A 25,342-nucleotide genomic window follows, 5' to 3' on the forward strand; every position below is an offset into this window, starting at 1 on the left:
GGACGAAGCGAGGCAGATACTGGGCTGCAAGGTCGGGGGTCAGTGCGTCCACCGGTACCGGACTTTTGGTCTTCGACAGCTGTAAAGCAAGTGGCGGTAGCTTGCCCGAGGGGAGGCCGCGCGCGTCCAGCCGGATAAGGTAGTAGAGCTGCGTGTCGGTCTGCCCGGGGGGTTCCCCGAAAGCGGTAAGGGGACCGACGTCGATTCGCGAGACATGGGCGCAGCCGGACAGGGTCGCGCTGATAAGAGCAATCAACAGGCACGCTCTCATTTGGTGTGTCTTCCTGCCGTTGAGTCGGTCCTGATCATTCACCTAGCCCGATAATAGCCCCCTGAGCGATCAACGCCCCGGCCGAGAGGGCAAGCCCGAGCCACGGGACTAGGCGCGGGACGTTGGGTACGTCCTCCGGCTGGCCGCGGCGTTTGAGCAAGATCAGCGAGGCGTTCACGGTGACGAAGACGGCCAGCATGATGGCGCTGGTCAGGTTGGCGAGCGTCTTGAGCGGCAGGAACAGGGCGAGCAGCAGGACCGTGCCGGTAATCAGCACCGTGGCGATCACCGGGGTGTGCGTGCGTGGATGGACCCGGCCGAGGATCGACGGTGCTCCACGGCGGTCGCGGCCCATGTCCATGACCAGGCGGGTGGCCATGATGATCTGCCCGAGCGCGCCGTTGACGATGATGAACAGGCTGATCAGGCCGAGCGGTTCGCCCGGATGGCCTCGTGCCTCGACCACCGCGACCAGCGGTGCATGTGCCAGAGCGAGATCGTCGGGGGAGAGCACACTGGTGGCCGCCACGGCGACCAGGGCGTAGATCACCAGCGAGATGATGACCGCGGCGATGATCGCGCGTGGCAGATTGCGTTTGACGTCCCGCACCTCCTCGGCGAGGTTTGCCATGTCCTCGAAGCCGATGAACGAGTAGAAGGCGAGGAACGCGCCCAGGAACAGGCCGAGCAACAGGCCGGCCTCGAGGTCGGCGAGGCTGGTTGCGAGCGTGATCGGCGCGTCGCCCATCGATGGGGCCGCCACCCAGACCACGTAGGCGAGCCCGCCGATCCCCAGCAGCGTCGTCACCGCCATGAACCAGGCGCTTTCGCGCATCCCGGCAATGGCCACGCCACCCAGCGCCAGGGTGACCAGCGCGATCGTGAGCATGGCCGGGACATCGATGAACAGCGAGGCGTAGCGTTCGAAGCCGGTGAGGATGGTTGCTGCCGAAACCACGCCGGTGGCCGTGAGCCCCCAGCCGATCGCGATGCATAGCCGGCGCCGGCCGAAGGCCTCCCGCGCATAGTCGATCGGTCCGCCCGCATCGGGGATGCGTGCGGTCAGTTCGCTGAACGACAGGGCGGTCAGCGAGGCGACCAGTGCGGCGAGCACGAAGGCGAGCGGCGTAAGCACGCCGGCGGCACCGGCAACCTCGCCGATGACCACGTAGATTCCCGCGCCGAGGATGGTGCCCAGCCCGTAGAGCGTCAGCAGCACCGGCCCCAGTTCGCGTTGCAGCATCGCCTGCCTTGGGGCGGGCAGACCCTTCGGCGGCTGCGAGGATCGATGGCGACGTGACCGATTCATGGTGCCAGTGTAGCCATCGGCCGATGAGGGGCCAGAGGCTATATGTACTATCCTGAATGCGAACCCGCATCGACCGACTCTATGTTTCGTCACCTGTTTCCCGTTTTCCTCTCCCTCCCGCTTGTTCTGTCTGGTTGCGATCAAGGCCCGGTAGCCGGCGCGGCACCCCCGGAAGAGGAGGGTGTGCTGGTCGTGGCCACCCGCAATGGCCCGACGACCTGGTATGTGGGTCCCGACAAGGCATCGGCGGGGCCGGAACATGACCTGGTCGAGGCCTTTGCCGAGTCGAAGGGCTGGACCGTTGACTGGCAGGTACATGATTCCACCGCGGCCGTACTCGCCGCCCTGGAGCGCGGCGACGCGCACCTCGCGGCCGCTGGGTTGACCCACCTGCCGGCACGCGACGAGCGTTTCCGCAAAGGGCTCACGCACGGCGAGGTGGTGCAGCAGGTCGTCTGCCACCGTGAGGATCGTCCGCTGCCGGATACGGTCGAGGAGCTGGCCGGCGTCGATCTTCATGTCACCGGCGATTCGAGCTACGTCAGTCGACTGGAATCCCTGGCCGAGGACGTGGAGGGACTGGGCTTCGAGACCCATCCCGACGTCAGCACCGAGGTGCTGCTCACCCGGGTGGCCGAACGGGATATCGGTTGCACGGTGGCCGATTCGACCATCGTGCAGGTCGTGCGGCGTCACTGGCCGCACCTCGAGGTGGCGTTTGATCTGGCGGAACCGGAGGCGATCGGCTGGTACGCGGCGGCGTCGCAGGGCGATCTGGCCAAGGCGACCCGGAGCTGGCGCTCAACCGGCGAAGGGCTGACGGCCGTCGCCGCGATGCGCGAACAGTATTACGCCTATATCGGCGAGTTCGACTTCGTCGATCTCAGGGCACTCAACCGCCGTCTGGACGAACGCCTGCCCCGTTACCTGGACGAATTCGAGCGGGCCGGCGAGACCACCGGGTTGCCGGTGGATCTGCTGGCGGCAATGGCCTACCAGGAATCTCACTGGGACCCCCTGGCGACCTCGCCGACCGGGGTGCGAGGGATGATGATGCTCACCCGGCCGACGGCCGAGTCCCTCGGCGTTGCGGATCGGCTTGATCCGAGCGAGTCGATCATGGGTGGTGCGCGTTACCTTGCCGACCGCCTCGAGCGTCTGCCGGAGGACATCCCCGAACCCGACCGGACCTATCTGGCGCTTGCGAGCTACAACATTGGTCGGGCGCACGTGCTGGATGCCCGCAAACTCGCCCGTGAGCTGGGTCGCGATCCGGACTCCTGGAGCGACATGCGCGAGGTGCTGCCGCTCAAGGCCGATAAGCGCTACTACCCGAAGACCAAGTACGGCTACGCGCGCGGTTATGAGCCGGTTCACTACGTGCAGCGCATCCGCAACTACCGCGACGTGATCGCGCGGGCACTGGATTCCGACTGACCGTCGTCCCCGATGCAATTCCCACAACGTAAAAGGCCCCGGTCGACGGGGCCTTGAACCATGCTGGGCTGTCGGGACAGCCGGGCGATCAGTAGTCGGTGGATTCCTCGGCGGAATCGCCCATCTCCTCGGCTTCGCCACCCATCTCGTCGGTGGCCTCTTCCATTTCGTCACCGGCCTCTTCCATGGTTTGGTCGATCTGCTCGCCGGCTTCCTCGGCCGGGCCGTCGTTGTCGGAACAGCCGGCCAGGGTCAGCCCGAGGGCCATCATCAGCGCGATAAGTGCGTTTCTGGCAGTCATTGTCTGCTCTCCTTCTCGTCGTTTGGCCGGATCGATCCGGCACGGATTTTCCAAACATCGATGCGATGGGTGAGCGTCCGGTGGGCTTCCATCGCATCCTCGGCCCTTTTGAGGCGCCGGAAAGGGACAAGTTTCAAAATTGATCGACGAATCGGACCTCGTCGATCCCCAGTTGGCCCGGACGGGGCCAGACGTCGGCCGCCTTCTTGCCGATGGCGACCATGAAACTGATTACGTGGTTGTCAGGCAGGTTGATGACCCGCCCCACGGCGTCGAAATCGAAGCCGTCCATGGGGCAGGAGTCCAGCCCCATCTCACGGGCAGCCAGCATCAGAGTCTGCCCGGCGATGCCGCAGCTGCGCATCACCTCGTCGCGCTCGACCTGCGGCTGGTCGCGGTAGTAGGCGTCGATGGCACCATGCATCATTTCCCGCACCTCGGCCGGAGCGCCGCGCCAGACACGCTGGGCATCTTGCTGCCATACATCGCGACGACCGCAGAGGATAACCAGCATGGAAGCGTCGGTTACCTGCGACTGGTCCCAGGCCACTTCACGGATTGCCTGCCGCTGCGCGGGGTCACGCACCACGACGAAACGCCAGTGCTGCAGATTGAAGGCGGTGGGGGATTTCATTGCCAGTTCGATCAGTCGGTCCTGCTCGGCTACCGACAACTCGTGCTCCGGATCGAACTGCTTGATGGCACGTCGAGATTCAATCGCCTCGCTGACTTGCATGCTTTCTCCCGTGTTCAGAGTGGTTTGGCACGGGAAGTATAGGCACCCAGTTGGCGGGCTGCCGGAGGCGCGCTAAGGGCGTGGGGGTAGCATCAGAACGACTTGCCGCGCAGGGCGCGCAGCAGGGCGCGGGCCTGCTTGGCTGGCTTGTGGTGGGGGTTGAGTTCGCGCTCGGCCCGGCGCTGCTCGGCGACCAGGCGTCGTTGCTCGACGCTCTCGGGTGTCTCGCGATAGAGCGCCTGGGCTTCGCTTGCGGGCCCACGCTTGGGATTCAGCCCCTCGACATCGACGACAAAGCGCATGCCAGCCTTGCCGATGGTCAGGCGGTCGCCCGGGCGGATCGACTTGCCACGCTTTCCCACGGTCTGGCCGTTGAGCTCGATCTTGCCGCCGTCGATCGCCGCCGAGGCGAGCTGGCGAGTCTTGAAGAAACGCGCGGCCCAGAGCCAGGTATCAAGGCGCTGGCTGTCGGACGCAGTCGATGCGGTGGAAGCGCGGGTTTTTTCGGGGCGTTTTTTCACGTCGCTGGTGACACTGCAGGGCGGCGTTGGGATAGGCTTGACGTCTCGTCGGGCGGTTTGCGCCCGTGGAATCGTTTCGATGTGGAGGCATCATGCAACTCGAACTGATCAGCTTCAAGCTCTGTCCTTTCGTCCAGCGTTCGGTGATTACCCTCAACCACAAGGGTGTGCCGTTCGACACCACCTTCATCCGCCTGGACGATCTGCCGGATTGGTTCGATGAGATCTCACCGTTGGGCAAGGTACCGGTACTGAAGGTCGATGGTGCGGTGCTGTTCGAGTCGGCCGTGATCAACGAATTTCTCGACGAGTCCTTCGGCGAGCGCATGCTCTCCGACGATGCCCTCGAGCGTGCCCAGCAGCGGGCGTGGATCGAGTTCGGTTCGGCGTGCCTGTTCGCGATGTTCGGGGCGATCACCGCACCGGAAGAGGCGGGAAGCACGGCCAAGCGCCAGGAGTTGACCAAGCTGTTCGGCCACCTCGAACGGCAGATGGCCAAGGTGCCGCCGGCGCCTTTCTTCTCCGGCGCGACGCTCTCCCTGGTGGATGCCGCGTTCGCACCATTGTTCCAGCGCCTGTTCGCGCTGCCCGAGTCGATTCTCGACTGGGACACGGTGCCGACCGTCAAGCGCTGGGCCGAGCGGCTGGTCGAGGAGCCGGTAGTGCGCGACTCGTTGCCCGAGGGCTTCGACGAGTTGTTCCCGATGATGCTCAGGAAACAGAACGGCTGGTACGCGCGTCAGCATCTCCCCGAGTAGGGAGGAGGGCGCCTCAGCGGCTGGCGAGGCGCTGATTGATCCAGCTGCCCATGCCGGCGCCGAGAACGATGCCGGCGCCCACCCAGGCGGCAAACCACTTGCCCTCGCCGAGCATCGCCAGTGCCGTGCCCGGGCAGACGCCGGTGGCCGCCCAGCCTAGCCCGAACAGGACCGCACCGACGATCAGACCGCGCTTGAACGGTTTGTGCTGGATGGTGATCGGCTCGCCGGTGTTTCTTGCGCGCCACTGCCGCCGCCAGGCGAGCCAGGTGAGCGCACCGCCCAGGGCAACGGCGGTGGCGATCACCCACAGCAGTCGCAGGTCGTCGAACAGCAGCAGTTCGCTGATGATCGCCGGGCTGGTTGCCCCGGCACGGCTGAGCAGAAAGCCGAAGCCGACGCCGAAGGCCAGGAACAGCGTGTTGCGTCGATTGATCATGGCTCAGACCCCCAGCATCCAGGCGGCGAGCTGGGCGCTGCCTACCGCGACGGCAAAGAAGACGGCCGAGGCGACGATACTGGCCGGCGCGCCCATGGCAACGCCGGCGATGGTGTGTCCGGAGGTGCAGCCACCGGCCAGTCGTGCGCCCAGCCCGATCATCAGGCCGCCGACCAGCCACCAGACCGCCGAGCCGATACTGGAGTCGGGTACGAGTGCCGAATAGAAGCGACCGAACTCGGCGGCAGTACCCTGCCAGGCCGGTGCACCGTCGGTGAGTGCCGCGAGCAGGCCGCCAAGGACGATGCCGAGCAGGAAGACGACCCGCCAGTCGCCATCGCGATCGCGTTGCGCCCCCGGGCGAAGCCAGGTGGCGAGGTTGGCGAACCCGGTCGAGCAGGACAGGGGCTGGTCCGCGAGCCAGCGCTGTCCGAAGGCCAGCAGGGCGATTAGGGCGCCGGCCAGAACCGGAGGCCAGAGTGGCGCAAAGAAGGCATCGATCAGCGTGTCGAGCAGGTCCATCATCTCCGTGGGTACCGCTTGTCGAGGAAATTCCGCACCTTAACGGGGATGCGGCATGGGCGCCAGCAGATGTTTTTCTGTGCCCATAACGAGAAACACCCCCGGCTGGGCGGGGGTGTGGCTGGCGCGGTGGAGCGGGCCGAGGTCAGTCCGAATCGCGCTCTCCTGCCTCGAGCTTCTCGGGCAGGGTGATGTTGAGCTCGAACAGTTCGAACTGCTCGTTGTGCTCGACCTCGAACTTGACCGCATCGTCCTCGACATGGACGTACTTGCGGATTACCTCGAGGATCTCCTTCTGCATCTCGGGGAGGTAGTTCGGGGTTCGGTGCTGCCCCTGGGCACGCTCGTGCGCGATGAGAATCTGCAGGCGCTCCTTGGCCATCTTGGCCGAGGGCTCGTTCGATCGGGTGCGGAAGATGTCGAGCAGTCCCATGGCTTAACTCCGGCCGAACAGGCGACCGAGGAACGACTTCTTCTCGGTCTCGATGAAACGCATGGGTCGATCCTCGCCGAGGAGACGGGCGCACGAATCGGCGTAGGCCTGACCGGCATCCGTGGAATCGTCGAGGATGACCGGGCGGCCGGCGTTGGAGGCCTGCAGCACCGCGTTGGATTCCGGAATCACGCCGAGCAGCGGCACGGCGAGGATTTCCATCATGTCTTCCACCGAGAGCATCTCGCCGGTGCCGACGCGATCCGGGGCGTAGCGGGTGATCAGCAGGTGTTCCTTGATGGCCGTTTCGCCTTCCTTGGCACGGCGCGACTTGCTGGCCAGGATGCCGAGCATGCGGTCGGAGTCGCGTACCGAGGAAATTTCCGGATTGGAAACCACGATCGCCTCGTCGGCGTAGTACATCGCCAGCTGGGCGCCGCGCTCGATCCCGGCGGGCGAGTCGCAGACGATGTACTCGAAGCCTTCTTCGCGCAGCTCGTCGAGCACCTTGCCGACGCCTTCCTCGGTGAGCGCGTCCTTGTCCTTGGTCTGGGAGGCGGGCAGCACGTAGAGGTTGTCCACTTCCTTGTGGCGGATCAGGGCCTGGTTGAGGCCTGCCTCGCCGTGGATGACGTTGACGATGTCGTAGACGACCCGTCGCTCGACGCCCATGATCAGGTCGAGGTTGCGCAGACCGACATCGAAGTCGATCACGACGGTCTTCTTGCCGGCCATTGCCAGCCCGCTTGAAATGGCCGCACTGGTCGTTGTTTTGCCAACGCCGCCCTTACCGGAAGTTACCACCAGGACTTTGGACACGGATTGTCTCCCTACTCGCGAAAGATTGTTGACGTTTGCCTGTCCTGCCGGTCTGTCGCCGACAGGCTTCGGATCGTCAGGGTGGCCGGACTGTGCCACAAAGCCACGTCTTTCCCAACGATCCCGTTCGGCCGGTGCGCGCTGCGCCTCAGTCGAACGTCTGAACCACCAATTGGCCGTCCTTCAGTTCCACCACGACTCGCTTTCCCCAAGCCGGGTGTCGGGCCAGTTGTTCGCCATCCAGAAACGTGCCGCAGATGGCGATGATCTCGGGTTCGAACGACTCGCAGAAGATGCGGGCCTCGGTCTGGTTGCCGGCGCCGGCCGCCGCCGTGCCCTTGAGCGCGCCGTGGATGTAGATCGAGCCGTCGGCAACCACGCGGGCACCCGCGCCCACCGTGTTCATCACCACCATGTCCTGACCCTGAGCGTACAGTTCGGTTCCGGAGCGTACCGGGTGGCGCAGGATCATCGGTGCGACCGGGCCGGCCGGGCGGGCCGGTGCCTCGGGTTTCGGTTCGGGGGCTGCTACCGGTTCGGGCTCGGGCTGCGGTTCCGGCTTCGGTGCCGGTTCGGCGGCCGCCGGCGGGGCAGGGGGAGCGGCCTGCTGATCGTCGAATACCGGTAGCTCGGCTCCGCGGGCCTGGGTCTTTTGCTGTTCGTTGCCGTGCACCACGCCAACCGGCTCGAGCCGGTAGTTGCGCAACAGGCTGACCAGGGCCGGGAAGTCGATCCACTTGCCGCTGTCGGCGATAACTGCCAGATCGATCACACAAGGTTCGCGCTCGTCACCGACACCCGGGTTGCCGAAACGATCGCTCAGGCTGCGGGTCAGCTTGAGCAGGTGGGTCTCGAACAGGTGGACGTGGGTGAGTGTGAGCGGGCGCTGGTCGATGTCGAGGGCCGGGGTGCCGGTCCGGTCGGCCTTGCGTGTTGTTGTGGTCATGTACGGCTCGGGTTTCATCCTGAACGTTAGGGGAATGCCGGTTCTCTCGCCGTCACAGGCGGCAGAGAGCCAGACGGAATTCGATATCCTCGTGAACCTGTCTGGGGTGACCGTTCTCTCGGTCCAGCGTCATGAAGCGCACGGTGAAGCGATGCTTGCCGGCGCTGATCTCGGGATATGAGACGGTGTCCTCGTCGACCATCACGCGCAGCAACTGGTAGGGAGTGGCGCTCTCGATGCTCTGCTGGAGGAAGCCTTCCTCGGCAACGACGGACATGGTGTCGACGCTGTTGCGGATCAGGCCGATCACGAGTTCATTGGCGTGACGGATGTCGGCGAACGGCTCGAGCCAGACGTCGATGTCTTCGCGGCGCTCCTCGTCCGGCAGGTTCAGCCAGTAGTGCAGGCCGGGGATGTCGAACTCGCACAATGCGCCCGGAATCGAGGCGCGCTGGCGCACCGCGTTGAGGAGCTCGTGCGTCTTGAGGTGCGCGCCCGGCTGAGCATGGTAGGCGTGCAGGGCCTGGATGAGGCCGTCCTGCTTTTCCAGCAGTGCGTTGAGCTTCTCGCGGTCGACACCGGGGGAGTCGGGCACCTTCATCAGTCGTGCCTGCTGGCGCTCGAGCTCCTTGATCAGTTCACGCTTGATGTCGATGCGCGAGAGAACGTCGGATGCCTCGAGCAGCAGGAGCACCGTGCAGAGGGTGTCGTCCCGCGAGGTGCTCTGCAGGTGGTGATCGATGCGCGAGAACAGATGATCGAGCCTCAGGCAGGCCCGGATCCGTTCGTTAAGCGGTTGCTCGAAGATTTTCAGAGGTGCGTTCCGATCCATTGGATGCCGGTGCTGGTCGAGAGTGAGTCGGCCGTCTTCGCCATTCTCTGCCTGCCCGCGGAATAACTCAACTCCCGCGGTGCGGCCGGGGCGAGGGCGGTCAGTCCGGCTCGTACCCCAGGATCGGCGCCAGCCATTTTTCGGCCTCCGCCCGGCTCCAGTCCTTGCGGCGGGCATAGTCATCGACCTGGTCCGGCCCGATCCGGCCGACGCCGAAGTAGCGCGCTTCCGGATGGGCCATGTACCAGCCCGACACGGCAGCGCCCGGATGCATGGCATACGAGTCGGTCAATTCGATTCCGACACGCTCGGGCGCCAGAAGTTCCCACAAAAGTCCCTTTTCGGTGTGATCCGGGCAGGCCGGGTAGCCGGGCGCCGGGCGGATGCCCTGGTATTTCTCGGCGATCAGTTCGTCGTTGGACAGATCCTCGTCGGCGGCGTAGCCCCAGAACTCCTTGCGTACTAGCTCGTGCAGGCGCTCGGCGAAGGCCTCGGCCAGCCGGTCGGCCAGCGATTGCAGCAGGATGGCCTTGTAATCGTCGTTCGCATCCTCGAACCGCTTGACGTGCGGCTCGATGCCCAGGCCGGTGGTCACGGCGAATCCGCCGATCCAGTCCTTTACCTTGCCGCCCGTCGGCGCGACGAAGTCGGCCAGGCACTGGTTGGGCTTGCCGCCAGAACGGGGCATCTGCTGGCGGATGTGGTGCAGGGTGGTCAGCACGCCCTGGCGCGACTCGTCGGTGAACACGCGGATGTCGTCGTCGACCGAGGCGGCCGGCCAGAAGCCGTAGACGGCATTGGCGGTGAGCCACTTCTCCTCGACAATCTGCTTGAGCATCGCCTGGGCGTCGTTGTAGAGCTTGGTCGCCTCGGTGCCGACCTTCTCGTCCTCGAGGATGGCCGGGAACTTGCCGAACAGCTGCCAGCTCTGGAAGAACGGCGTCCAGTCGACGCGCTCGACGATCTCCTCGAGCGGATAGTCCTCGAGCAGGTGTACGCCGGGCTGCTTTGGTGCGACCGGCGTGTAGTCCTCGAAATCGACTCGCTGGCGGTTGTCGCGTGCCTGCTGGATGGAAACACGCTTGGCTTCCTTCTGGTTGGCCTGGCGGCGGGCGACCACCTTGTCGTATTCGCCCTCGACCTCGTCGACGAACGCCTGCTTGTTCTTGCCCAGGAGCTTGCTGGCCACACCCACGGCGCGCGAGGCGTCGAGCACGTGGATCACCGGATGGTCGTAGGCCGGGTTGATCTTGATGGCCGTGTGCAGCTTGGAGGTGGTCGCCCCGCCGATCATCAGCGGGATGTCGAGGCCCTGGCGCTGCATTTCGCTGGCCACGTTGACCATTTCGTCGAGCGACGGGGTGATCAGCCCCGAGAGGCCGATGAGATCCGCGTTCTCCTCGCGGGCGGTGTCGAGGATCTTCTGCGTCGGCACCATCACGCCCAGGTCGATGATCTCGAAGCCGTTGCACTGGAGCACCACGCCGACGATGTTCTTGCCGATGTCGTGGACGTCGCCCTTGACCGTCGCCATGACGATCTTGCCGGCCGACTGGGCGTTGCAGGACTCCTCTTCCATGAACGGCAGGAGGTGGGCGACCGCCTTTTTCATCACGCGGGCGGACTTGACCACCTGCGGCAGGAACATCTTGCCGGCACCGAACAGGTCGCCGACGACGTTCATGCCGTCCATCAGCGGGCCCTCGATCACGTGCAGCGGCAGTTCGGCCTTCTGTCGCGCCTCCTCGGTGTCCTCGATGACGTACTCGTCGATGCCCTTGACCAGCGAGTGCTCGAGACGCTTCTCCACCGGCCACTCGCGCCAGGCGAGATCTGGCCCGCTCGACTTCTCGCCGCCGGAGTCGCGGAACTTGTCGGCGATCTCCAGCATGCGGTCGGTGGCGTCATCCCGCCGGTTTAGGACGATGTCCTCGACCGCCTCGCGCAGCTCGTCGGGGATCTCGTCGACCACGGCAAGCTGGCCAGCGTTGACGATGCCCATGTCCATGCCGGCGCGCCCGGCGTGGTAGAGGAAGACGCTGTGGATCGCCTCGCGCACCGGCTCGTTGCCGCGGAAGGAGAACGAGACGTTCGAGACACCGCCGGAGACCAGCGCGTGCGGCAGGTGCTCCTTGATCCAGCGGGTGCCCTCGATGAAGTCGACCGCGTAGTTGCTGTGCTCCTCGATGCCGGTGGCGATCGCGAAGATGTTCGGGTCGAAGATGATGTCCTCAGGCGGGAAGCCGATGCCGGTCAAGAGATCGTAGGCCCGCTGGGCGATCTCCTTGCGCCGCTCGAGGTTGTCGGCCTGGCCGTCTTCGTCGAAGCCCATTACCACGGCGGCCGCGCCGTAGCGTTGCACGATGCGCGCTTGCTCGAGGAACGACCCTTCGCCTTCCTTGAGCGAGATCGAGTTGACCACGGCCTTGCCCTGGACGCACTTGAGGCCCGCCTCGATCACCTCGAACTTCGAGGAGTCGATCATGATCGGCACCCGCGAGATGTCCGGCTCGGCGGCGACGAGATTCAGGAAACGCTGCATTGCCTCGACGCCGTCGATCAGGCCCTCGTCCATGTTGACGTCAATCATCTGCGCGCCGTTCTCGACCTGCTGGCGGGCAACGTCCAGTGCGGTGTCGTAGTCGCCTTCCTTGATCAGGCGACGGAAGCGGGCCGAGCCGGTGACGTTGGTGCGCTCGCCGATGTTCACGAACAGCGAGTCGGGGGTGATGTTGAACGGCTCGAGGCCCGACAGCCGGCAGGCAACCTCCGGCTCGACCGGCTTGCGCGGGGCGACGCCCTCGACGCGGCGGGCCATCTCAGCGGTGTGCGCCGGCGTGGTGCCGCAGCAGCCGCCGATGATATTCAGCAGACCCGCTTCGGCCCACTCGCCGATCGAGGCGGCCATCGGGTCGGCTTCCAGATCGTACTCGCCCAGCTCGTTGGGCAGGCCGGCATTGGGGTGGGCGGAGACGAAGTATTCGCTCACCCGCGAGAGTTCGGAGACGTACTGGCGCAAGAGGTCCGGGCCGAGCGCGCAGTTCAGGCCGATCGACAGTGGCCGGGCGTGGCGCAGGCTGTTGTAGAAGGCCTCGGTGGTCTGGCCCGAGAGGGTGCGTCCGGAGGCGTCGGTGATGGTGCCGGAGATCATCACCGGCCAGCGCTGGCCGCGGTCGGCGAACAGCTCCTCGAGCGCGAACACCGCCGCCTTGGCGTTGAGCGTGTCGAAGATGGTCTCGATCAGGAAGATGTCGACGCCGCCTTCGAGCAGCGCCTCGGCCGACTCGCGGTAGGCATCGACCAGTTCGTCGAAGCTGGTGTTTCGGTAGCCGGGGTCGTTGACGTCCGGTGAAATCGAGGCGGTGCGGTTGGTGGGGCCGAGGATGCCGGCGACGAAGCGCGGCTTGTCCGGGGTCTCGGCGGTCTTGGCGTCGGCGGCCTTGCGGGCGATCTGCGCGGCGACGACGTTGATCTCCCGCGACAGCTCCTCCATTTGGTAGTCGGCCATGGCGATGCGCGTGGCCGAGAAGGTGTTCGCCTCGATGATGTCTGCGCCGGCATCGAGGTATTGGCGGTGGATGTCCTCGATCACGTCCGGGCGGGTCAGCACCAGCAGGTCGTTGTTGCCCTTGAGGTCGACCGGCCACTCGGCGAAGCGCTCGCCGCGGAAGTCGTCTTCGGACAGCTGGGCGTTCTGGATCATGGTGCCCATCGCGCCGTCGAGCACGAGGATGCGCTGGCGCATCAGGTCACGGAGCTGGTCGAAAACGGGATGGTCTCGGTCGATCGAAGTCATGGGCGACGCGGCGTCCTGAATCGCCCGGCGAGCCACGCAGCGGACGTGGCGCCGGGACGATGGGTGAATGGTAGGGAAGCTCGGCACGAATGCCATGTCACTCTGGCCAGGCGAGCCGTTCGTGATCAAGGCGCGTTGTCGCCGGCGTGCCGGTGGCCACGGCAAGACGACGCAACACCGAGCACGGGCGGCTCGCCTGGCCCCGTTGGGCGTGTCTTGAGCCGGGCATCTGCTGCGTTGCCGTCCTTGGAAAGAGAATGACTCTTCCGCGGCGGACGGTCGCCTTGCATCCGCCCGGCTCAAGGCACGCAGAGCGGTATGGCATTCGTGCAGAGTTTCCCCTAAAAGCCCGGAAGTATAACGCAGGGAAGGCGCGCTCCGGGCGGAGGCGGCTCAGCGCCGGTGCTGTGAATGCGTGCGGCGCAGCCGCAGGCGTCGCTGCGCCTGCCGACGCCGCTTGTGGGCGGCGATATTGAGTCGCCAGAGCAGCCGGATGATGGCGAAGCCGGCGATCGAGCTGACGAACGCCATGGTCAGCAGGCCGATCCCGAGCGGCAACCAGATATGTGGCAGCTGCCCCATGGCGTAGCCGATGCTCATTTCGCCACCGGCAGGCGGCGGCAGGTGCCAGCCGGTCAGGGTTGCGCCGACCTTGTAGGCAAGCCACAGCAGTGGCGGAATGGTGATCGGGTTGGTCGCCCAGACCATGGCGACGGCCAGCGCAATATTGACCCGCATGAAGATCGCGCCGGTCGCCGCGATCAGCATCTGGCCGGGGAGGGGGATGAAGGCGAGAAACAGGCCGAGTGCCACGCCGCCGGAGACGGACCGGCGATTGAGATGCCAGAGGTTCGGGTCACCAAGGAACTGGGCGACCGGTCGGAGGAACGGCTGGTTCACGATCCGGTGGCGGTTCGGTGTCAGGCGACGAAAGAACTTTCGTGGCATGCAGGCCTCATCGAACGTCGACTCGGGAGAGCGAGTCTAGTCGGCTGGGTGCCGACTCTCATGGAGCGAGGCGGTCCATCGCGTTTGTTCCCGGCGCATCCAGTCGCACCGGGCAGGTGAGCCGAGTCTAGCGGCTCTTGAGCAGATCGCGCAGCTTGCGGCTCAATGTCATGTAGCTCTGCTTTTCCTCGTCGGAAAGCTCGCCGATCACGCCGTGTCGGAAGCGGGCGAGGGCGCGCTCGGCCTCCTCGATGCGTGGTCGCGCGCCCGGCTTGAGCCAGATGGTCTTGGCCCGCCGATCGGCCTCCGAGACGCGTCGTTCGATCCAGTCTCCCTTTTCCAGCCCGTCAAGCAGCTTGACCAGCGTCGGGCCCTCGATCGCGAGTTCGCCGGCAAGGTCCTTCTGCGTGCGGCCTTCGCCCTCGTCACGCAGGATGCGCAGCACGGCCCAAGCCGATGCCGTCAGGTCGAACGCTCCGAGAGTCTCGTTAACCTGGACGCGCCACAGGCGTGACACGTCGAACACCAGTCGAGTGAATTCGTCTTCGCGTTGCTGGATGGAGTCTTGCGAGTCGGTCATTGGGATCGGCGTGGCTGTCATTAAAATCGAATACGCATATGGTCGCATTACACGCGGGTTTTCGCCATCCTGTGGAGTTTGCGACCCGCCCCGGGGTGATGGGCACAACCCGGCTCGGCGGTCCGTGGCGGCAGGATCGATTCGCCGTCGCACGGCCGGGCGAGCGCGCGGTCGGGGCGGTTGTGCAGATTGCCGCAGCAGGCGGTTTGCGGTAACATTCGGCCCCTGAAACGGGGCCCGTCGGTCCGCCATCAACCTCCTCTCGATATGGTTCGTTAATGACCAAGTTCGTCTTCGTTACCGGTGGGGTCGTCTCGTCACTGGGCAAGGGAATCGCCGCTGCCTCGCTGGGCGCGCTGCTCGAATCGCGTGGGCTGCGCGTGACGCTGATGAAGCTCGATCCGTACATCAATGTCGACCCCGGCACGATGAGCCCCTTCCAGCACGGCGAGGTGTTCGTCACCGACGACGGCGCGGAAACGGATCTCGATCTGGGCCACTACGAGCGCTTCGTGCGCTCCCCGGTCGGTCGGCGCAACAACTTCACCACCGGCCGGGTCTACGAGACGGTCATTCGCCGCGAGCGTCGCGGTGACTACCTCGGCGGCACCGTCCAGGTCATCCCGCACGTCACTGACGAGATCAAGCGCCGAGTCGTCGAGGGCTCCAAGGGCTACGACGTCGCCCTGATCGAGATCGGCGGCACCGTCGGTGACATCGAGTCGTTGCCGTTCCTCGAGGCGATCCGTCAGCTGGGCGTGGAGATGGGGCGCGACCGTGCCATCTTCATGCACCTCACGCTGGTGCCGTTCATCAAGGCGGCTGGCGAGGTCAAGACCAAGCCCACCCAGCACTCGGTCAAGGAGCTGCGCTCGATCGGTATCCAGCCGGACGTGCTGGTATGCCGCGCCGAGGTGCCGTTGCCGGAAGAGGAGCGTCGCAAGATCGCGCTGTTCACCAACGTCGAGCACGACGCGGTCATCTCCTCGATCGACGCGGACACCATCTACCGCATCCCGCGCCTGCTGCACGCGCAGAAGCTCGACGAGACCGTGCTGAGAAAGCTGCACATGAGCGCCGGGGCGGCGGATCTCACCGAGTGGGATCGCGTGGTCGAGGCGCAGACCAAGCCGGACCGGATCGTCGACATTGCGATGGTGGGCAAGTACGTCGACCTCGTCGATGCCTACAAGAGTGTCAACGAGGCACTGCTGCACGCCGGCATCCAGACCCGCACCCGGGTCAATATCCACTACTTCGACTCCGAGTCCTTCGAGCACGATGGCGTGGCGCGACTTGAGAGCATGGATGCCATCCTGGTGCCGGGCGGCTTCGGCTCGCGCGGCGTCGAGGGCAAGATCGCGGCCGTGAAGTATGCGCGCGAGTCGGGCAAACCCTATCTCGGTATCTGTCTCGGTATGCAGGTGGCCGTCATCGAATACGCGCGCAACGTCGCGGGTCTCGAGGGTGCCCACTCGACCGAATTCGAGCGCGAGGCGAAGCACCCGGTCATCGCCCTGATCACCGAGTGGCGCGACGAGCACGGCAATCGTATCGAGCGCAGCGAGGACGCGGATCTGGGCGGCACCATGCGCCTGGGGGCGCAGCGCTGTCGGATCGAACCGAAGACGCTGGCCCATCGCGTCTACGGCTCGGACGAAATCAGCGAGCGGCATCGCCATCGCTACGAATTCAACAACGGCTACCAGCAGCCGCTCGCCGAAGCGGGCCTGATCTTCGGCGGCTGGTCGGCGGAGAACCAGCTGGTCGAGACCGTCGAGCTGGCCGATCACCCGTTCTTCTTCGGTTGCCAGTTCCACCCGGAATTCCGCTCCACGCCGCGCGATGGGCACCCGCTGTTCATCGCCTTTGTCAACGCCGCCCACGCCCAGCGGGTAGGCAAGTCCGAGGCCATGGATAACGAATGACGATGAAACTGCTCGACTTCGAGGTGGGGCTGGACCAGCCGCTGTTCCTGATCGCCGGTCCCTGCGTGATCGAGTCCGAGACGCTGGCGCAGGAGACCGCCGGACGACTCAAGGAGATGGCGGACACCGCCGGCATCCGGCTGATCTACAAGAGCTCCTTCGACAAGGCGAACCGCTCCTCGACCGAGAGCTATCGCGGCCCCGGCATGGAAAAGGGGCTGGCGATCCTCGAGGACGTCAAGCGCGAGTTCGGTCTGCCGGTGCTGACCGACGTGCACGAGGACACGCCGCTCGAGGAAGTTGCCTCGGTGGTCGACGTGCTGCAGACGCCGGCCTTCCTCTGCCGCCAGACGAATTTCATCCAGAACGTTGCCCGGCAGGGCAAGCCGGTCAACATCAAGAAGGGGCAGTTCCTCGCCCCCTGGGACATGGCCAACGTGGTCGAGAAGGCCCGCGCGGTGGGCAATGATCAGGTGATGGTCTGCGAGCGCGGCGTGTCCTTCGGCTACAACACCCTAGTGTCGGACATGCGCGGCCTGGCGATCATGCGCCAGACGGGCGCACCGGTGGTCTTCGATGCCACCCATTCGGTCCAGCAGCCGGGTGGGCAGGGCAAGGCCTCGGGCGGCCAGCGCGAGTTCGTGCCGGTGTTGGCGCGTGCCGCAGTTGCCGCCGGCGTCTCCGGGCTGTTCATGGAGACCCACCCCGACCCGGACGTGGCCCTGTCCGACGGGCCGAACGCCTGGCCGCTCGACGAGATGGCGGACCTGTTGCTGACGCTGACCACGCTGGACCGGACGGTCAAGGCCTCCGGCTTCCCGGAGAACGCGTGGCTGGGGCTGGGCGACTGAGCCGCGGGCTCGACGAACGAATCATGGGGCCGGCATCCGAACGTGCCGGTTCGCAACCGAAACAATTGAACTGAATAACTGGGAGAACACTGCATGGCAGCCATCGAGCGAGTGCACGCACGCGAAGTCATCGATTCACGCGGCAATCCGACCGTCGAGGCCGAGGTCCAACTGGCCGGTGGCGTGATCGGGCGGGCGATCGTGCCCTCCGGCGCCTCCACCGGTGCTCGCGAGGCGATTGAGCTGCGCGACGGCGACAAGTCGCGCTACCTCGGCAAGGGCGTGACCAAGGCAGTCGCCAACGTCAACGGCGAGATCCACGAAGCGATCAAGGGTATGAGCGTTCACGCCCTGGCCGACATCGACAACAAGATGATCGAGCTCGACGGCACCGAGAACAAGTCGCGCCTGGGTGCCAACGCCATCCTGGCCGTCTCGCTGGCCGCCGCCCAGGCCGGTGCTCTCGAGCGCGGCGAGCCGCTGTTCTCCTACCTCGGCGGTGACGACGCGGTCACGCTGCCGGTGCCGATGATGAACATCATCAACGGTGGCGAGCACGCCGATAACTCCATCGACATGCAGGAGTTCATGATCATCCCGGCCGGCGCGCCGACCTTCTCCGAGGCGCTGCGCTACGGCGTCGAGGTCTTCCATGCGCTCAAGCAGGTTCTCGCCGCGCGTGGCCTGTCGACCGCCGTCGGCGACGAGGGCGGCTTCGCCCCGGATCTGCCGTCCAACGAGGCGGCCATCGAGGCGATCATGGAGGCGATCGAGAAGGCCGGCTACACGCCGGGCAAGGATGTGTTCCTGGGCCTGGATGCGGCCAGCTCCGAGTACATCAAGGACGGCAAGTACGTCCTGACTGGCGAGAACCGCACGCTGGATGCGGCCGGCATGGTTGACCTGCTGGCCGAGTGGGTCGACAAGTACCCGATCCTGTCGATCGAGGACGGCATGGCCGAAGACGACTGGGACGGCTGGGCGCTGCTGACCGAGCGTCTGGGCGACAAGTGCCAGCTGGTCGGGGACGATCTGTTCGTCACCAACGAGAAGATCCTGCGCGAGGGTATCGAGCGCAAGATCGCCAACTCCATGCTGGTGAAGGTCAACCAGATCGGCACCCTGACCGAGACGTTGGCCGCCATGCGCCTGGCGCAGGAGAACGGCTACACCAACGTCGTCTCCCACCGTTCCGGCGAGACCGAGGACACCACCATTGCCGATCTGGCCGTGGCGACCAACGCCGGCCAGATCAAGACCGGCTCGCTGTCGCGCTCCGACCGGATCGCCAAGTACAACCAGCTGCTGCGCATCGAGGAGCGTCTGGGCGACAAGGCCCGCTTCCCGGGGCGGTCGGCGTTCGGCCAGTAAGGCGAGCGCCGCGACCATGGCCATGCGGCAGCGGATAGGCGGCATTCGCGGGTTGACCGTGGTGCTGGTCTTGATGCTGGCCGGCCTGCAGTGGCGTGTCTGGTTCGGTGATGCCTCCATGGGCGAGATCAGCCACAAGGAGGCGCGTCTTGCCCATCTCGAGGCCGAACAGACCCGTCTGGAGCGGCGCAACGAGACCCTGGCCGCCGAAGTCGAGAGTCTCCGGCAGGGGGTTGACGCGGTCGAAGCGCAGGCCCGTCTCAACCTCGGCCTGGTTCGTCCTGACGAGCATTTCTATCAGGTGATCGAGGCCGTCCGGCCCGACACCATCATGCCGCCGACGGTCGCTCCCTCCCGGTCCTCCAGCCCCCTGACCGATGAGTGAAGGGGCGGTGAGCCCGGGCGGGCCGACGCAGGCTGCTATTGGCCGATGGTGGCTTCTCATTCCTGCGGCGGGTTCGGCGCAGCGGATGAGGAGCGATGTTCCCAAGCAGTATCTGCGACTGGGCGAGCGCTCGGTGCTCGAGCTTGCCGTGTCGCGATTTGTCGATCTGCCCGGACTGGCTGGCGTGATCCTGGTCACCTCCGGCCCGATCCCGCAGGCGGTCAGCGATGCGCTTTCCGCCCATGGCGTGCCGGTGCATCGGGTCGACGGCGGGGCGACTCGCGCCGAGAGTGTGCGCAACGGCCTGGCGATGTTCCGGGACCGCTGGACGGAGCTGTCGTCCTCGCCGGCCCAAAGCGGGCAGGGCGAGTGGGTGATGGTTCACGATGCGGCACGTCCCTGTGTTCGCCCGGAAGATGTCCAGCAGCTGTTGACATTGGTGCGTGCCCCGGACGGTGGGCTGCTGACCGCGCCGGTGCGTGACACGATCAAGCGCGTCGATCGCGACGGCCGGGTGGCCGAGACGGTTGATCGCAGCCCGTTGATGCACGCGCTCACCCCGCAGCTTTTTCCGGCGGGGGTGCTGCTCGAGGCGCTCGAGGGCGCTCTGGCGGCGGGCTTCGAGGTGACCGACGAATCCTCGGCGGTGGAGCGGGCCGGGCTGCGGCCCCGCGCGGTCGTGGGTGCGGCGGACAACCTCAAGATCACCCACCCGGAGGATTTGACAGTGGCTCGGGCGATTCTCGCCCGCCAGGGAGTGCTCGATGATTGACCCACTATCTCTGCGTGTCGGCCATGGCTTCGACGTGCATGCCTTCGAGGCGGGCGATCACCTCTGCATCGGCGGCTGCCGGATCCCGTTCGAGCGTGGCTTTCGAGCGCACTCCGACGGCGACGTCCTGCTGCACGCGATCTGCGATGCATTGCTGGGGGCAGCGTCGCTGGGCGACATCGGCCAGCACTTCCCGGATTCTGACCCGGCTTATGCCGACGCCGACAGCCGGGAGCTGCTGCGAGAAGTCGTCGCGAAGCTGTTGGCGTCCGGTTGGTCGGTTGTGAATGTCGATGCAACGGTCATCGCGCAGGCGCCGAAGCTGGCTCCCTGGGTCGTGCCGATGCGTGAGGCGATCGCCGCGGCGAGTGGCTTGCCGGTCGACCGGGTCAACGTGAAGGCCACTACCTCCGAGCGGCTCGGCTTCACCGGACGAGGCGAGGGTATCGCTGCCGAGGCCGTGGCGATGCTGTGCCGGTCGGCCGTTTCGGATTGATTTATGGGGGGCGGCCAAGTAGGCTTGTCGCCCGTTTCCCGGGGTGATCGAGAGGCATCGATCCGGCCCCGGAGATAAGCAACGCTCTTGAACATTGAAGTGGAACCATCGGATGCGTAAACCGATTGTTGTTGGAAACTGGAAGCTCAACGGGTCGTCGGCAGACAACGAGTCGCTCGTGCTCGGCGTCATCGACGGCATGCGTGAACTGAACGGGGTCGACGTGGGCGTCTGCCCGCCGTTCGTTTACCTGCCGCAGGTCGAGAAGCTGGCCGAGGCAACCGACCTCGGTCTTGGCGCACAGAACTGCTCCGAGCACGACAGCGGCGCGTTCACCGGCGAAGTCGCCCCGCGCATGCTGCACGACATCGGCGCACGCTACGTGATTCTCGGTCACTCGGAGCGCCGGGCGATGTACGGCGAGACCGACGAGATGGTCAGCGACAAGGTCAAGGCGGCGCTGTCCGCCGGGCTGACGCCGATCCTCTGCGTTGGCGAGACGCTCGAGCAGCGCGAGGCCGACGAGACCGAAGCGGTGGTGCGTCAGCAGCTGGCCGCGGTCATCAGCGGCAACGGCATCCAGGCCTTCGAGCACATCGTGATCGCCTACGAGCCGGTCTGGGCGATCGGCACCGGCCGCACCGCCTCGCCGGAGCAGGCTCAGGAGGTTCATGCCTTCATTCGTGGCCAGCTCGCCGACCACGACGCGAACGTCGCGCAGTCGGTGCGCATCCAGTACGGCGGCTCGATGAAGCCGGGCAACGCGGCCGAGCTGCTTGCGCAGCCGGACATCGACGGCGGCCTGATCGGCGGCGCGTCGCTGAAGTCCGAGGATTTTCTTGGCATCTGTCGCGCAGCGGCAGACACGGTAGGTTAAACAATGACGACATTCGTGATCATCGTCCACGTGCTGCTGGGCCTGACCCTGATCGGTCTGGTGCTCATTCAGCACGGCAAGGGGGCGGATGCCGGCGCCGCGTTCGGTTCAGGCGCCTCCGGCACCGTTCATGGGGCTCGTGGGCCGGCAAACACCCTGCAGAAACTGACGGGGTGGCTGGTGGTGGCCTTTTTTGGCACCAGTCTGTTGCTTGCCTACGTGATTAACACTTCCCAGGAGCCCTCGAGCGTGGTAGATTCTGCACCCGTTTCCGAGAGCGGAAACGTGGCCGAGCAAGACGGACGCACCCCGTCCGACAAGCCGGCAGACAAGCCGACCGACGTCCCATCCCCGAACTCGGCGGCACCCTCTGGGCAGGAGGAAGACGGCAGCACCCAATCGCCGTCGGACGTGCCCGGACAGTAACGACGAGCAATCGCCGTTACGGCCGGGTCAGGCGATGGCTCGGCTGACAATCAAAGCGGACGTGGTGGAACTGGTAGACACGCTATCTTGAGGGGGTAGTGGCGAAAGCCGTGTGGGTTCGAGTCCCACCGTCCGCACCAAACACACTTTTCCGGTTCGATTCGCTATTCTTGTACGTTGCCGTGGATTTATTGCCCGGCACGCGCAAGGCAGTCGAACGCGCTGAAAAAAGACCGGTCGGGTGGCCCGGCCGGGTTTCGAGCAAGAGGGTGTCAGATGCTTGAAGGCTACATTCCCATCCTGATCTTCTTCGGTGTGGCCACCCTGTTCTCTCTGGGGCTCCTGGTCGTCGGTCAGGTCCTGGCACCCAACCGTCCGGATGCGGCCAAGCTGGATGCGTACGAGTGCGGTTTTGCGCCCTTCGAGGACGCCCGCATGAAGTTCGACATCCGCTACTACCTGGTGGCGATCCTGTTCATCATCTTCGATCTCGAGATCGCCTTTCTGTTTCCGTGGGCCGTGGCGCTGGATCACATCGGCGGCTTCGGCTTGGCGGCGATGGCCATCTTCCTTGGCGTTCTGGTGGTCGGCTTCATTTACGAGTGGAAGAAGGGGGCGCTGGAATGGGAGTAGAAGGCGTTCTTGAGAAGGGCTTTGTCACCACCTCGGCCGACAAGCTGATCAACTGGGCGCGCACGGGTTCGCTGTGGCCAATGACCTTTGGTCTGGCCTGCTGTGCCGTCGAGATGATGCATGCCGGCGCGGCGCGCTATGATCTCGACCGCTTCGGTGTTGTGTTCCGTCCCAGTCCGCGCCAGTCGGACGTCATGATCGTGGCGGGTACGCTGGTCAACAAGATGGCTCCGGCACTGCGTAAGGTCTACGACCAGATGGCCGAGCCTCGTTGGGTCATCTCGATGGGGTCCTGTGCGAACGGGGGCGGTTACTACCACTATTCCTACTCGGTGGTGCGCGGTTGCGATCGCATCGTCCCCGTGGATATCTACGTGCCCGGCTGCCCGCCCACGGCGGAGGCGCTGCTGTACGGGATCATCCAGCTGCAAAACAAGATCCGCCGCACCAACACCATCGCGCGTGCCTGACGGGTACCGGCAAGCACAGGGGTAGCCTTCATCCATGAACCTGCAAACGGCCCTCAAGGAAACCATCGGCGAGTACATCGTCGACCAGACCATCGACCGTGGCGAGCTGACCATCGAGGTCGAGGCGAAGCACTGGCGCGAGGTGGCGGAACGTCTCGAGAAGAGTGAGGCGACCCGCTTCGAGCAGTGCGTTGATATCTGCGGTATCGACTACCTGGAATACGGCCGCGACGAGTGGGCCGGTGAAGAGACCGTTTCCTATACCGGTTACAGCCGGGGCGTGGAGCCCAACACCAGCGGTTGGCTCAAGTTCGGCGACGAGCCGGATACCGGCGACCTTGGTCGGCCGCGTTTCGCCGCCGTGGCGCACCTGCTTTCCTATACGCACAACTGGCGCCTGCGCGTCCGGATCTATTGCCCGGACGACCAGGCGCCGGCGGTGCCGTCGGTGGTGTCCGTCTGGGCCGGCGTCAACTGGTTCGAGCGCGAGGCGTTCGACCTGTTCGGCATCCTGTTCGACGGTCATCCGGACCTGCGCCGGATCCTCACGGACTACGGCTTCGTCGGTCACCCGTTCCGCAAGGACTTCCCGCTGATCGGGCACGTCGAGGTGCGTTACGACACCGAGAAGGGGCGTGTCGTCTACGAACCGGTGTCGATCGAGCCGCGGGTGCTGGTGCCGAAGGTGCACCGCGACGACAGCCGCTACATTGACCTCGACGAGGGCTGATAGATGCCGGAGATCGCCAACTACACCCTGAATTTCGGTCCTCAGCACCCGTCGGCTCACGGCGTGCTGCGTCTGGTCCTGGAAATGGACGGCGAGACCGTGGTACGCGCCGATCCGCACATCGGTCTGCTGCACCGTGCGACCGAAAAGCTCGCCGAGAGCAAGCCCTACAACCAGTCGATCGGTTACATGGACCGGCTCGACTACGTCTCGATGATGTGCAACGAGCACGCTTACGTGCGTGCCATCGAGCAGCTGCTGGATCTCGAGATCCCCGAGCGGGCGCAATACATCCGCGTGATGTTCGACGAGATCACCCGCATCCTGAACCACCTGCTGTGGCTGGGCGCGCATGCGCTCGACATCGGTGCGATGGCGGTGTTCCTGTATGCCTTCCGCGAGCGCGAGGACCTGATGGACTGCTACGAGGCGGTCTCCGGGGCGCGCCTGCACGCGACCTACTACCGTCCGGGCGGCGTAGCGCGCGATCTGCCGGATTCGATGCCCAAGTACCAGGCATCCAAGTGGCACAGCGAGCGCGAAGTCACTCGGATGAACGAGGCGCGGCAGGGCTCGCTGCTCGACTTCCTCGAGGACTTCACCGACCGATTCCCGAAGTATGTCGACGAATACGAAACCCTGCTGACCGACAACCGCATCTGGAAGCAGCGTACCGTCGACATCGGCGTCGTCTCCAAGGAGCGCGCGCTGCAGATGGGCTTTACCGGCCCGATGCTCCGCGGTTCCGGCGTCGAGTGGGATCTGCGCAAGCACCAGCCGTACGCGGTCTACGACCAGCTCGACTTCGACATCCCGGTGGGCGTGAACGGCGATTGCTACGACCGTTACCTGGTGCGCGTCGAGGAGATGCGCCAGTCCAACCGGATCATCCGCCAGTGCATCGACTGGCTGCGCAAGAACCCGGGCCCGGTCATGGCCGACGACCACAAGGTCGCGCCGCCGCGCCGCGAGGAGCTCAAGGCGGACATGGAGTCGCTGATTCACCACTTCAAGCTGTTCACCGAGGGCTACACCTTGCCGCGCGGCGAGGCCTATGCCGCGGTTGAACACCCGAAGGGCGAGTTCGGCATCTATCTGGTCTCCGACGGGGCCAACAAGCCGTACCGCCTCAAGATCCGTGCGCCGGGCTTCGCGCACCTGTCGGGTCTCGACGAAATGTCACGCGGTCACATGCTGGCCGACGTCGTGGCGATCATCGGCACCCAGGACATCGTATTCGGAGAGGTCGACCGCTGATGACCGAGAGCAAACTCCACCTGCTGACCGATCACACCCGCGAGGAGATCGACGGCTGGCTGGCTCGTTATCCCGAGGACCAGAAGCAGTCCGCCTCGCTGGCCGCCCTGCGGATCGTCCAGCACCAGAACGACGGTCACGTCACCGTCGACCTGATGGACGCGATTGCCGAGTACCTCGAGATGGAGCCGATCTCGATCTACGAGGTGGCATCGTTCTACTCCATGATCGAGACCAAGCCCTGCGGGCGTCATCACGTCTCGGTATGCACCAACATTGCCTGCTCGCTGATGGGCTCCGACGAGATCGTCGACCACTGCGAGAAGAAACTGGGCATCAAGACCGGCGAATCGACGCCGGACGGCCGAATCCTGCTCAAGAAGGAAGAGGAATGCCTCGCGGCCTGCGGCGGCGGGCCGATGATGCAGGTCGATCACGTTTACTACGAGAACCTCACCCCGGAGCGGGTCGACGAGATTCTCGACAAGCTGGATTGAC

Annotated in this window: 28 protein-coding genes and 1 tRNA gene; 16 read left to right on the forward strand and 13 right to left on the reverse strand. The window is 65.3% G+C overall.

Annotated features, from left to right (window positions below; translation table 11 throughout):
• Positions 1 to 305: 305 nt before the first annotated feature.
• Positions 306 to 1,514, reverse strand: a complete 1,209-nt coding sequence (locus tag LV476_RS01475) for an APC family permease (protein ID WP_250072581.1) — start codon at positions 1,512 to 1,514, stop codon at positions 306 to 308.
• Positions 1,515 to 1,622: 108 nt separating this feature from the next.
• Between LV476_RS01475 and mltF the strand changes: the two genes are divergently transcribed.
• On the forward strand, positions 1,623 to 3,017 hold the full coding sequence (mltF, locus tag LV476_RS01480) for a membrane-bound lytic murein transglycosylase MltF (protein ID WP_434062806.1): 1,395 nt from the start codon (positions 1,623 to 1,625) through the stop codon (positions 3,015 to 3,017).
• 88 nt (positions 3,018 to 3,105) lie between these two features.
• Here mltF and LV476_RS01485 read toward each other — a convergent pair whose 3' ends face one another.
• The 3 genes from LV476_RS01485 to LV476_RS01495 all read right to left on the reverse strand — a co-directional run bounded on the left by LV476_RS01485 (position 3,106) and on the right by LV476_RS01495 (position 4,575).
• Positions 3,106 to 3,318: a hypothetical protein gene (locus LV476_RS01485; RefSeq protein WP_250072583.1), complete on the reverse strand. Its 213-nt coding sequence runs from the start codon at positions 3,316 to 3,318 to the stop codon at positions 3,106 to 3,108.
• A gap of 133 nt (positions 3,319 to 3,451) precedes the next feature.
• Entirely contained in the window at positions 3,452 to 4,054 is a 603-nt protein-coding gene (locus tag LV476_RS01490; protein WP_250072585.1) for a nitroreductase family protein, read from the reverse strand.
• 92 nt (positions 4,055 to 4,146) lie between these two features.
• Positions 4,147 to 4,575, reverse strand: coding sequence for an RNA-binding S4 domain-containing protein (locus LV476_RS01495; RefSeq protein WP_250072586.1), 429 nt, complete (start codon positions 4,573 to 4,575; stop codon positions 4,147 to 4,149).
• A 92-nt stretch (positions 4,576 to 4,667) separates the two neighbouring features.
• On the opposite strand from LV476_RS01495, the gene LV476_RS01500 reads away from it, so the two are divergent.
• A complete protein-coding gene (locus tag LV476_RS01500; RefSeq protein ID WP_250072588.1) occupies positions 4,668 to 5,333 on the forward strand; it encodes a glutathione S-transferase family protein in 666 nt (221 codons plus the stop codon).
• Positions 5,334 to 5,346: 13 nt separating this feature from the next.
• Here LV476_RS01500 and LV476_RS01505 read toward each other — a convergent pair whose 3' ends face one another.
• The 9 genes from LV476_RS01505 to LV476_RS01545 form a co-directional block, all read right to left on the reverse strand.
• Positions 5,347 to 5,772: a DUF6691 family protein gene (locus LV476_RS01505; RefSeq protein WP_250072595.1), complete on the reverse strand. Its 426-nt coding sequence runs from the start codon at positions 5,770 to 5,772 to the stop codon at positions 5,347 to 5,349.
• Between the two features lie 3 nt (positions 5,773 to 5,775).
• On the reverse strand, positions 5,776 to 6,297 hold the full coding sequence (locus LV476_RS01510; RefSeq protein ID WP_250072597.1) for a YeeE/YedE family protein: 522 nt from the start codon (positions 6,295 to 6,297) through the stop codon (positions 5,776 to 5,778).
• Positions 6,298 to 6,439: 142 nt separating this feature from the next.
• Positions 6,440 to 6,727 (reverse strand): cell division topological specificity factor MinE, encoded by a 288-nt coding sequence (gene minE, locus LV476_RS01515; protein WP_250072599.1) that lies wholly within the window; start codon positions 6,725 to 6,727, stop codon positions 6,440 to 6,442.
• A gap of 3 nt (positions 6,728 to 6,730) precedes the next feature.
• Complete coding sequence (minD, locus tag LV476_RS01520) at positions 6,731 to 7,546, reverse strand: septum site-determining protein MinD (protein WP_250072601.1); 816 nt, start codon at positions 7,544 to 7,546, stop codon at positions 6,731 to 6,733.
• Between the two features lie 148 nt (positions 7,547 to 7,694).
• Positions 7,695 to 8,492 carry a septum site-determining protein MinC gene (minC, locus tag LV476_RS01525; RefSeq protein ID WP_250072603.1) on the reverse strand — a complete coding sequence of 266 codons (798 nt, stop codon included), beginning with the start codon at positions 8,490 to 8,492 and terminating at the stop codon, positions 7,695 to 7,697.
• Between the two features lie 52 nt (positions 8,493 to 8,544).
• Positions 8,545 to 9,324: a cell division protein ZapD gene (gene zapD / locus LV476_RS01530; protein ID WP_250072605.1), complete on the reverse strand. Its 780-nt coding sequence runs from the start codon at positions 9,322 to 9,324 to the stop codon at positions 8,545 to 8,547.
• A 100-nt stretch (positions 9,325 to 9,424) separates the two neighbouring features.
• The gene (metH, locus tag LV476_RS01535; RefSeq protein WP_250072607.1) at positions 9,425 to 13,120 is read right to left on the reverse strand and encodes a methionine synthase; all 3,696 of its coding nucleotides are present in this window, start codon (positions 13,118 to 13,120) and stop codon (positions 9,425 to 9,427) included.
• Positions 13,121 to 13,513: 393 nt separating this feature from the next.
• Positions 13,514 to 14,068 carry a DUF2062 domain-containing protein gene (locus LV476_RS01540; RefSeq protein ID WP_250072608.1) on the reverse strand — a complete coding sequence of 185 codons (555 nt, stop codon included), beginning with the start codon at positions 14,066 to 14,068 and terminating at the stop codon, positions 13,514 to 13,516.
• Between the two features lie 127 nt (positions 14,069 to 14,195).
• Complete coding sequence (locus LV476_RS01545; protein ID WP_250072610.1) at positions 14,196 to 14,648, reverse strand: MarR family winged helix-turn-helix transcriptional regulator; 453 nt, start codon at positions 14,646 to 14,648, stop codon at positions 14,196 to 14,198.
• A gap of 278 nt (positions 14,649 to 14,926) precedes the next feature.
• Between LV476_RS01545 and LV476_RS01550 the strand changes: the two genes are divergently transcribed.
• The 14 genes from LV476_RS01550 to nuoE all read left to right on the forward strand — a co-directional run bounded on the left by LV476_RS01550 (position 14,927) and on the right by nuoE (position 25,341).
• On the forward strand, positions 14,927 to 16,576 hold the full coding sequence (locus LV476_RS01550) for a CTP synthase (protein WP_250072612.1): 1,650 nt from the start codon (positions 14,927 to 14,929) through the stop codon (positions 16,574 to 16,576).
• A 2-nt stretch (positions 16,577 to 16,578) separates the two neighbouring features.
• The gene (kdsA, locus tag LV476_RS01555; protein ID WP_250076200.1) at positions 16,579 to 17,427 is read left to right on the forward strand and encodes a 3-deoxy-8-phosphooctulonate synthase; all 849 of its coding nucleotides are present in this window, start codon (positions 16,579 to 16,581) and stop codon (positions 17,425 to 17,427) included.
• 93 nt (positions 17,428 to 17,520) lie between these two features.
• Complete coding sequence (gene eno / locus LV476_RS01560) at positions 17,521 to 18,798, forward strand: phosphopyruvate hydratase (RefSeq protein WP_250072614.1); 1,278 nt, start codon at positions 17,521 to 17,523, stop codon at positions 18,796 to 18,798.
• Between the two features lie 22 nt (positions 18,799 to 18,820).
• Complete coding sequence (locus LV476_RS01565) at positions 18,821 to 19,183, forward strand: FtsB family cell division protein (RefSeq protein WP_250072615.1); 363 nt, start codon at positions 18,821 to 18,823, stop codon at positions 19,181 to 19,183.
• Positions 19,176 to 19,955, forward strand: coding sequence for a 2-C-methyl-D-erythritol 4-phosphate cytidylyltransferase (ispD, locus tag LV476_RS01570; protein ID WP_284047392.1), 780 nt, complete (start codon positions 19,176 to 19,178; stop codon positions 19,953 to 19,955). Before LV476_RS01565 ends, ispD begins: the two co-directional genes overlap by 8 nt.
• Positions 19,948 to 20,451, forward strand: coding sequence for a 2-C-methyl-D-erythritol 2,4-cyclodiphosphate synthase (gene ispF, locus LV476_RS01575; protein WP_250072617.1), 504 nt, complete (start codon positions 19,948 to 19,950; stop codon positions 20,449 to 20,451). The genes ispD and ispF overlap by 8 nt, the downstream gene beginning before the upstream one ends.
• Positions 20,452 to 20,563: 112 nt before the next feature.
• Positions 20,564 to 21,328: a triose-phosphate isomerase gene (gene tpiA, locus LV476_RS01580; RefSeq protein ID WP_250072618.1), complete on the forward strand. Its 765-nt coding sequence runs from the start codon at positions 20,564 to 20,566 to the stop codon at positions 21,326 to 21,328.
• A 3-nt stretch (positions 21,329 to 21,331) separates the two neighbouring features.
• Positions 21,332 to 21,754 (forward strand): preprotein translocase subunit SecG, encoded by a 423-nt coding sequence (secG, locus tag LV476_RS01585; protein WP_250072619.1) that lies wholly within the window; start codon positions 21,332 to 21,334, stop codon positions 21,752 to 21,754.
• A 55-nt stretch (positions 21,755 to 21,809) separates the two neighbouring features.
• A tRNA-Leu gene (locus LV476_RS01590) sits at positions 21,810 to 21,894 on the forward strand.
• A gap of 136 nt (positions 21,895 to 22,030) precedes the next feature.
• Positions 22,031 to 22,387, forward strand: coding sequence for an NADH-quinone oxidoreductase subunit A (locus tag LV476_RS01595; RefSeq protein ID WP_250072620.1), 357 nt, complete (start codon positions 22,031 to 22,033; stop codon positions 22,385 to 22,387).
• Entirely contained in the window at positions 22,378 to 22,857 is a 480-nt protein-coding gene (locus LV476_RS01600) for a NuoB/complex I 20 kDa subunit family protein (protein WP_058575719.1), read from the forward strand. The genes LV476_RS01595 and LV476_RS01600 overlap by 10 nt, the downstream gene beginning before the upstream one ends.
• A gap of 34 nt (positions 22,858 to 22,891) precedes the next feature.
• Positions 22,892 to 23,587: an NADH-quinone oxidoreductase subunit C gene (locus LV476_RS01605; protein ID WP_250072621.1), complete on the forward strand. Its 696-nt coding sequence runs from the start codon at positions 22,892 to 22,894 to the stop codon at positions 23,585 to 23,587.
• Between the two features lie 3 nt (positions 23,588 to 23,590).
• Positions 23,591 to 24,844 (forward strand): NADH-quinone oxidoreductase subunit D, encoded by a 1,254-nt coding sequence (locus LV476_RS01610; RefSeq protein ID WP_250072622.1) that lies wholly within the window; start codon positions 23,591 to 23,593, stop codon positions 24,842 to 24,844.
• Positions 24,844 to 25,341 carry an NADH-quinone oxidoreductase subunit NuoE gene (gene nuoE, locus LV476_RS01615; RefSeq protein ID WP_250072624.1) on the forward strand — a complete coding sequence of 166 codons (498 nt, stop codon included), beginning with the start codon at positions 24,844 to 24,846 and terminating at the stop codon, positions 25,339 to 25,341. Before LV476_RS01610 ends, nuoE begins: the two co-directional genes overlap by 1 nt.
• The last annotated feature ends 1 nt before the right edge of the window (position 25,342 follow it).

Source organism: Guyparkeria hydrothermalis (assembly GCF_023555385.1).
GTDB lineage: Bacteria > Pseudomonadota > Gammaproteobacteria > Halothiobacillales > Halothiobacillaceae > Guyparkeria > Guyparkeria hydrothermalis_A.

Bases quoted from the DNA above. Each gene is read 5' to 3' on its own strand.
- LV476_RS01475 (WP_250072581.1), bottom strand. From the start codon at position 1,514: ATGCTGCAACGCGAACTGGGGCCGGTGCTGCTGACGCTCTACGGGCTG.
- mltF (WP_434062806.1), top strand. From the start codon at position 1,623: ATGTACTATCCTGAATGCGAACCCGCATCGACCGACTCTATGTTTCGT.
- LV476_RS01485 (WP_250072583.1), bottom strand. From the start codon at position 3,318: ATGACTGCCAGAAACGCACTTATCGCGCTGATGATGGCCCTCGGGCTG.
- LV476_RS01490 (WP_250072585.1), bottom strand. From the start codon at position 4,054: ATGCAAGTCAGCGAGGCGATTGAATCTCGACGTGCCATCAAGCAGTTC.
- LV476_RS01500 (WP_250072588.1), top strand. From the start codon at position 4,668: ATGCAACTCGAACTGATCAGCTTCAAGCTCTGTCCTTTCGTCCAGCGT.
- LV476_RS01505 (WP_250072595.1), bottom strand. From the start codon at position 5,772: ATGATCAATCGACGCAACACGCTGTTCCTGGCCTTCGGCGTCGGCTTC.
- LV476_RS01510 (WP_250072597.1), bottom strand. From the start codon at position 6,297: ATGATGGACCTGCTCGACACGCTGATCGATGCCTTCTTTGCGCCACTC.
- minE (WP_250072599.1), bottom strand. From the start codon at position 6,727: ATGGGACTGCTCGACATCTTCCGCACCCGATCGAACGAGCCCTCGGCC.
- minC (WP_250072603.1), bottom strand. From the start codon at position 8,492: ATGACCACAACAACACGCAAGGCCGACCGGACCGGCACCCCGGCCCTC.
- zapD (WP_250072605.1), bottom strand. From the start codon at position 9,324: ATGGATCGGAACGCACCTCTGAAAATCTTCGAGCAACCGCTTAACGAA.
- metH (WP_250072607.1), bottom strand. From the start codon at position 13,120: ATGACTTCGATCGACCGAGACCATCCCGTTTTCGACCAGCTCCGTGAC.
- LV476_RS01540 (WP_250072608.1), bottom strand. From the start codon at position 14,068: ATGCCACGAAAGTTCTTTCGTCGCCTGACACCGAACCGCCACCGGATC.
- LV476_RS01545 (WP_250072610.1), bottom strand. From the start codon at position 14,648: ATGACCGACTCGCAAGACTCCATCCAGCAACGCGAAGACGAATTCACT.
- LV476_RS01550 (WP_250072612.1), top strand. From the start codon at position 14,927: ATGACCAAGTTCGTCTTCGTTACCGGTGGGGTCGTCTCGTCACTGGGC.
- kdsA (WP_250076200.1), top strand. From the start codon at position 16,579: ATGAAACTGCTCGACTTCGAGGTGGGGCTGGACCAGCCGCTGTTCCTG.
- eno (WP_250072614.1), top strand. From the start codon at position 17,521: ATGGCAGCCATCGAGCGAGTGCACGCACGCGAAGTCATCGATTCACGC.
- LV476_RS01565 (WP_250072615.1), top strand. From the start codon at position 18,821: ATGCGGCAGCGGATAGGCGGCATTCGCGGGTTGACCGTGGTGCTGGTC.
- ispD (WP_284047392.1), top strand. From the start codon at position 19,176: ATGAGTGAAGGGGCGGTGAGCCCGGGCGGGCCGACGCAGGCTGCTATT.
- ispF (WP_250072617.1), top strand. From the start codon at position 19,948: ATGATTGACCCACTATCTCTGCGTGTCGGCCATGGCTTCGACGTGCAT.
- tpiA (WP_250072618.1), top strand. From the start codon at position 20,564: ATGCGTAAACCGATTGTTGTTGGAAACTGGAAGCTCAACGGGTCGTCG.
- secG (WP_250072619.1), top strand. From the start codon at position 21,332: ATGACGACATTCGTGATCATCGTCCACGTGCTGCTGGGCCTGACCCTG.
- LV476_RS01595 (WP_250072620.1), top strand. From the start codon at position 22,031: ATGCTTGAAGGCTACATTCCCATCCTGATCTTCTTCGGTGTGGCCACC.
- LV476_RS01600 (WP_058575719.1), top strand. From the start codon at position 22,378: ATGGGAGTAGAAGGCGTTCTTGAGAAGGGCTTTGTCACCACCTCGGCC.
- LV476_RS01605 (WP_250072621.1), top strand. From the start codon at position 22,892: ATGAACCTGCAAACGGCCCTCAAGGAAACCATCGGCGAGTACATCGTC.
- LV476_RS01610 (WP_250072622.1), top strand. From the start codon at position 23,591: ATGCCGGAGATCGCCAACTACACCCTGAATTTCGGTCCTCAGCACCCG.
- nuoE (WP_250072624.1), top strand. From the start codon at position 24,844: ATGACCGAGAGCAAACTCCACCTGCTGACCGATCACACCCGCGAGGAG.